A 6,173-nucleotide genomic window follows, 5' to 3' on the forward strand; every position below is an offset into this window, starting at 1 on the left:
GCGTGGTGGCTGGATTTCAGGCCATCACCAGGGCCTGCTTCGGTAATCGATTATAAACCTTGGCGCCGGCATCGATTTAGCGGGTCACTCCCGAACACGACCTGTTAAACCGCCTTGAACCCTACGCAGGGTATGCGCGAGCTCGTCTTCGCAATCGACTACGAGGACGGCTGCAACGCGGTCGCCGAGACGCTCGCGGCCCATCCCGAAGCGCGGATTCGCTCGCTCTCTCTCCATGCGACTGCGGAGAGTCTCTGGCGGGTCGACCACGCGACGGGCTCTCCAGAGGCGCTGGCGGCGATCGAAGAGACCGTTCGCATGGCCGATTATTACGCCGATTGCCTGGCAACCGATGAGTGTGGAGCCACCCAGACGACCGAGGTGCTCGAACACACGGAGGAGGCCCTCGTCCTCTATTCGTACTGGGAGCGGACCCCGACCTGTATTTCGGTCCCCCATATTGCTCGGGACACACTCGGTGATGGGCTCCTGTTTGAAACGAAACACCGCGGCCGGGAGTACACCTGGCGCATCATCCATTCGGAGGACGGCGACGTCAGGACCTTCATGGAGAGATTGGAAGCGACCCTCGGGGACTGTGCCACACTCGAGATGCATCGCATGACCGCAGCCAGTGAGACTCCCTCGGAGGCGCCGTCGTTGATCGATGGGCTCCCGGCCAAACAACGGGAAGCGCTGCGGGCCGCTGTGAATCAGGGCTACTACGAGACACCTCGCGGGATCGACGTGGCTGGACTGGCCGAACAGTTGGACGTTCCGCGATCGACCTTGACCTACAGGCTGCGCCGGGCCGAGGCCTATGTGATGGGCCAACACGTCGACGAACGAGGCGTGGACGAACCATCCTCAGCGCTCTAAGAACACTTGGAATATTCCAACCAACGGCCTATTTTTGTTCCGTCCCTCGTAGACGGTAGTGACAGAAACGGACGAAGACGCCGGCCCGCCGGACCCCGATATGCGTGAGCAGGCCGCCAGTTTCGCCGTCCCCGAGATGGACTGCCCGACCTGTGCGAGCAAAGTCGAGACCAGTTTGGACCGGATCGAGGGCATTACCGAGCGGTCGCTGAACCCGACGACCGGCACGGCCACGGTTCGTTTCGACCCCGAACAGACGACGGAGTCAGCGGTCAGTACAGCAATCGAGAACGCTGGGTACGCAGTCGAGGAGGTCGCATCTGAAACAACCGATTCAGAGCGTGGCGTCGATGTCGCGCCGCCGAGCGAGGTCTGGACCAGTTCTCGAGCCACGAAAACCTGGATCGGCGCGGTGTTCCTCGTCGTGGGGTTACTGTTCGAATTCGTCGTAACCGGCTGGAACACTCCCGTAGGCCAGTTCTTTGGGGCTCGGATCTCTCTTGGGGCCGTCTCGTTTTTCCTGGCGATCGCAATCAGTGGCAGTCCTGTGGTCCGAAGCGGGTACTACTCGGCCCGAAACCACAGCCTGGACATCGACCTGCTGATGGGCACGGCGATCATCGCTGCAACAGCGATCGGGTTTTTCGTCGAAGCTGCGACGCTGGCGGTTCTATACAGCGTCGCGGAACTCCTCGAGGACTACGCGATGGACCGGGCCCGAGACTCACTCCGGGAGTTGCTCGCGTTATCACCTGACGAGGCGACGGTCATTCGGGACGGAACCGAGACAACAGTCCCGGCTGATGCAGTCGAGGTGGGCCAAACGGTGGCCGTTCGCCCAGGTGAGAAGATCCCGTTGGATGGGACCGTCATTGACGGCGAGAGCGCGGTCAACGAATCTCCTATCACAGGCGAGAGCGTCCCAATCGACAAATCCGAGGGCGAGGAGGTGTACGCGGGCTCGATCAACGAAGCGGGCTATCTCGAGATCCAGATCACCTCGGTGGCTGCGGATTCAACACTTGCCCGCATTATCGACATGGTCCAGGGCGCCCAGGCAAAACAGACTGAGACCGAACAGTTCGTCGACCGGTTCGCGGGCTATTACACCCCGATAGTGGTCGTGTTGGCGATTGTGACGGCGACGCTCCCACCGCTTTTGATCGCCAATCCGATTCCAGTCGACATTGCCGGGGTCACGATCATGTTCGTCGGCGGCTGGCAAACCTGGTTCATTCGGGGGCTCACGCTGCTGGTAATCGCCTGTCCCTGTGCATTCGTCATCTCGACGCCCGTTTCCGTCGTTTCGGGGATCACGAGTGCGGCCAAAAACGGTGTCCTCGTCAAAGGAGGCCAGCACCTCGAAGCGATGGGCGCGGTCGACACGATTGCCTTCGACAAGACCGGGACCCTGACAAAAGGCGACCTCAGCGTGACGGACGTACTGACGGTCGGTATGACCGAGAATACGAGCGTTCTACAGATGGCGGGAGCCCTCGAACAGCGAAGTACCCACCCGATCGGAGCGGCCATCCTCGAACATGCGGAGTCATCCGGAATCGACCTCCCGACTCCCGAGTCCTTCGAAAACCTCTCGGGCCGTGGTATTCGGGGCGAAATCGACGGTGAGTCGGTCACCGTCGGAAAACCAGCACTCTTCGCGGATCGGGAGGTTGGGTTGTCCCGGGACGCGAAGACTGACGGCGGCTCGCTGCAGGAACCCCTCGCGAATTCGCATGGTCCAAGCGGGACCTTTGAGGACGACCTCGCTGCCCTGGAACAGGCGGGCAAAACGGTTGTCGTGGTGGCTCGGGGAGACACCATTTTTGGAGCTATTGCTGTGGCCGACGAGGTCAGACCGAATGCATCAGGGGCTCTCAAGCGCCTTCACGAACTCGGCATTGACAATGTCGTGATGCTGACCGGCGATAACGAGAACACGGCCCGGACCATCGCGGAGCAGGTCGGCGTGGATGAATATCGGGCCTCCTTGCTCCCCGAGGAGAAGGTGGGCGTCGTGGAATCACTTCAGGCCTCAGGCGGGGAGGTGGCGATGGTCGGAGATGGGATCAACGATGCCCCTGCGCTTGCCACCGCCACCGTCGGGATCGCCATGGGCGCTGCCGGGACCGACACGGCCCTCGAAACGGCGGACATTGCGCTAATGGGCGACGATATCGGCCGGATCCCCTACCTCTCTGCGCTCTCGAAGTCGGCAAACGGCGTCATCCGACAGAACATCTGGTCGAGTCTGGGTGTGAAAGCGTTGCTCGCACTGGGTGTTCCCTTGGGATTTGTGACCGTGGCCATGGCGGTCGTCGTCGGCGACATGGGCATGAGCCTGGGCGTCACGGGAAACGCGATGCGATTGGCGCGGCTCACCCCAGAACGATATCAGTAGCCACTTGAGAGACCCTTCTCAGTCCGAGTTTCTCCGTGAGAAAAGCCGCTGGACCGGGTGTCGGTACTCGGGAGCTTACCGACCGCCACCCATGCCGTGGCCGCTCATTCCGTGTCCGCCACCGTGGCCGCCAGCTCCGGAGCCGCCTGGGCCGACTCCGATACCGAAGCCGCCGAAGAAGCCCTGACCCTGACCGCCGAACATTCCTGGGCCATAGCTGCCGCCAAACATGCCTGGGCCGTATCCACCGCCGAACATCCCGGGACCGTACCCACTACCGGGGGCCATATGCGGTCCATGGGGCATCTGCGGGCCGTAATTGCTGCCGGGGGCCTGATACCCGTAGCCACTGTGAGCCTGGGACTCGTTGTTCCAGTCGTGACTGTCCGGTGTCTGCTGGACCGAACCGTTCCAGGCGCCTGTTTGTGGCCCCATTTGTTCGGCCATCGCGTAGGCAACCGTCTTGATGGACGTGCCAGTCTCCTCCTCGAAGGCCTCGACGCCCTCGGGACCCATTCGGGTCTGCATCCATTGGGTCATTGCCTCCGCATAGGCCGCAGTCTGGTTGTCAGCGTTGGTTGGCTCCGCGTCCGGTGTCTGCTCCGTGTCGGTGTCACCGTGAGCGCTTACGCCCGGTGCGATTCCGCCGATAGCGAGAACCGCGACCAGCAGGCCCACGACCAGGATTGTTAGTGTGCGTTTCATCACATCTCTTTCTATGGGGGACCCCTACTTCCCCCCAAGGGTCGAAACCGAACGATTAGAACGTTTTTAAACGCCTCTAAACGCTTTTAATCGTTCTTCGTCCGCCTCACCGTTCATGTGGCGAAAATTCGAGGGGGTGCCCTGTTTCCCGGTAGTATCGACGAATGAGTGTCGTGACCTGGTGAACTGTTGGGACCCCCGCGACAGTATCCCTGCTTTGCAACGGGGAGTTCTAGTACCATGGTCGTCGTATTCTTGAGTGGTGGAGTCGTGTGACAGGTGCCACTCAGGACCAATTGAGGCGGCGATTACAGCGCGGTCACCAGGACCGGCCGCTGCGATATACCGGGCTCCTGCTCGTAGGGCTCGCGGCTGCGTTTCTGCCCAGCATTGCTCTGGGCCCTGGTATTCGGGGGGGGCGTACTTATTTGGACAGGCGACACAGCGGGATCGGCAATCCTAATTCGAAGAAGGAGGTGGGTTCCTCGTAAATCAGGGACCGGGGCTTAGTCCCCGGCTGGCTGTGATGCCGATCTGTCTCTGGGGTCGCCTCGCTCCGAGCCCGGCTTGTAGAACATCTTCCAGCCGGTCGCACCCATGAAGATCAACACCAGCGGGGAGATGAAGCCGAAGAAGTAGTACGGGGCGTATTGGATCACCGGGACACCGAGGACTGAGGCCATGTAGACCCCACCGGAACTCCATGGGACGAAGGCCGAGGTCGTCGTCCCGGAGGCTTCGACGGCGCGAGAGAGGTTCCGACTCTCCAGTCCGTACTCCTCATAGAGGTTGCCGAGGGTCATTCCGGGCACCACGATGGCCATGTACTGTTCGGCCGCGAGGACGTTCATCGAGAAGGTGCCGACTGCGGTCCCGGCCGTGAGGCCTGCGACGCTGGTAACGGCTTCACCGATGTAGTAGGCGATCGCGGCGAGCACACCGGTCTCTTGGAGGATACCTCCGAGCGAGAGTGCCGCCACGACTATCGTGATGACCCAGACGGAGCCGTCGAGTCCGCCACTGGCCAGCAGGTCGTTCGTCAACGCAACGCCCGTTTCGGGGCTGGTTCCGTACTGGACAGTCGACCAGGCGTCGGCGAAGGCGGTCCCTTGAAAGCTCATACTGACTCCCACACCGGCGAAAATCCCGGCCCCAAGCGAGGGGAGCGCCGGGAAGCCGTAGAGGGCCAGTGCGAACGTAATGATGATGGGCAGGAAAACGAGGGGCGAGATGACGTAACTTCCCGCGATGGCGCCCTGGATTTCGGCCACCCGATCGACCGGAATCGACCCGCTCGCGTTCAATCCAAGGACGACGAACAAGACAAAGGAGATGGCAAACGCGATCATCGTGCCCGGGCGCATCGCCCGGATGTGGTCCATCAGTTCGGTGTTTGTCACTGCGGCGGCGAGGTTGGTCGTGTCCGACAGCGGCGAGTTCTTATCACCCGTATACGCACCGGAGAGGACCGCACCGGCAGTCATCGGTGCCGGCACACCGAGCCCGGAGCCGATGCCGATCATGGCGACCCCGAGTGTCCCGGCAGTCGTCCATGAGGACCCGATCGCGAAGGACACCACTGCCGCCAGCACGAGGGTAAAGGGAAGGAACACCTGCGGCGAGAGGAACTCCAGGCCGTAATACATGATCGCTGGGATCGTTCCCGCGTCGATCCAGGAGGCGATGACCATGTATATGACGAAGAGAATGAGGATCGCCTGCAACCCCATCAGGATACTCCGACCGACCCCATCAAGGAGTTCCGCCCATGTGTATGAGAAGTAATAGCGGCCCAGCAGCCCCGCAAAGACGATCCCCCACAGGAGCGGAATCTGGGGGTCGAGCTCCAGGTAAATCATTCCCACGGCGAGGAACAGGATCATTCCCATGACGGGAATGAGCGCCTCGACGAGGTTGAGTTGCTTCTCCTCGGGCATCTCGGCATACGTCTTCGGCGTAAACTCCACTGGCATCTGAACGATTGCGACATACAGACTCCCCTAAATAGGGTTTAAGAAATCGATCCGTATTGGTGGGTGATAACAATCGAGAGGATCGGCTATGTCCCTGCTGCTCCCACCGCCGGAGTGGGGAATCGGAGCTGGATTTCGGTTCCGATTCCGGTTTCATTTGCCGCCGGATCGGTTCGGGATCTGGAATACCCGGGCCGTTGTCTGTCACGGCCACC

At 61.3% G+C, this 6,173-nt stretch carries 4 protein-coding genes; 2 read left to right on the plus strand and 2 right to left on the minus strand.

Translation table 11 applies throughout. From position 1 onward, the window contains the following. The first annotated feature begins 132 nt into the window (after positions 1-132). Both V5A26_RS02630 and V5A26_RS02635 read left to right on the plus strand, forming a co-directional pair. Positions 133-879, plus strand: coding sequence for a helix-turn-helix domain-containing protein (locus V5A26_RS02630; RefSeq protein ID WP_332320825.1), 747 nt, complete (start codon positions 133-135; stop codon positions 877-879). 100 nt (positions 880-979) lie between these two features. Continuing rightward, positions 980-3,280: a heavy metal translocating P-type ATPase gene (locus V5A26_RS02635; protein WP_332320831.1), complete on the plus strand. Its 2,301-nt coding sequence runs from the start codon at positions 980-982 to the stop codon at positions 3,278-3,280. A 75-nt stretch (positions 3,281-3,355) separates the two neighbouring features. Here V5A26_RS02635 and V5A26_RS02640 read toward each other — a convergent pair whose 3' ends face one another. Next, a complete protein-coding gene (locus tag V5A26_RS02640; protein ID WP_332320826.1) occupies positions 3,356-3,985 on the minus strand; it encodes a hypothetical protein in 630 nt (209 codons plus the stop codon). Between the two features lie 506 nt (positions 3,986-4,491). Next, entirely contained in the window at positions 4,492-5,958 is a 1,467-nt protein-coding gene (arcD, locus tag V5A26_RS02645; protein WP_332320827.1) for an arginine/ornithine antiporter ArcD, read from the minus strand. Positions 5,959-6,173 lie beyond the last annotated feature (215 nt).

It is taken from the genome of Halodesulfurarchaeum sp., assembly GCF_036626455.1.
Classification (GTDB): Archaea; Halobacteriota; Halobacteria; order Halobacteriales; family Halobacteriaceae; genus Halodesulfurarchaeum.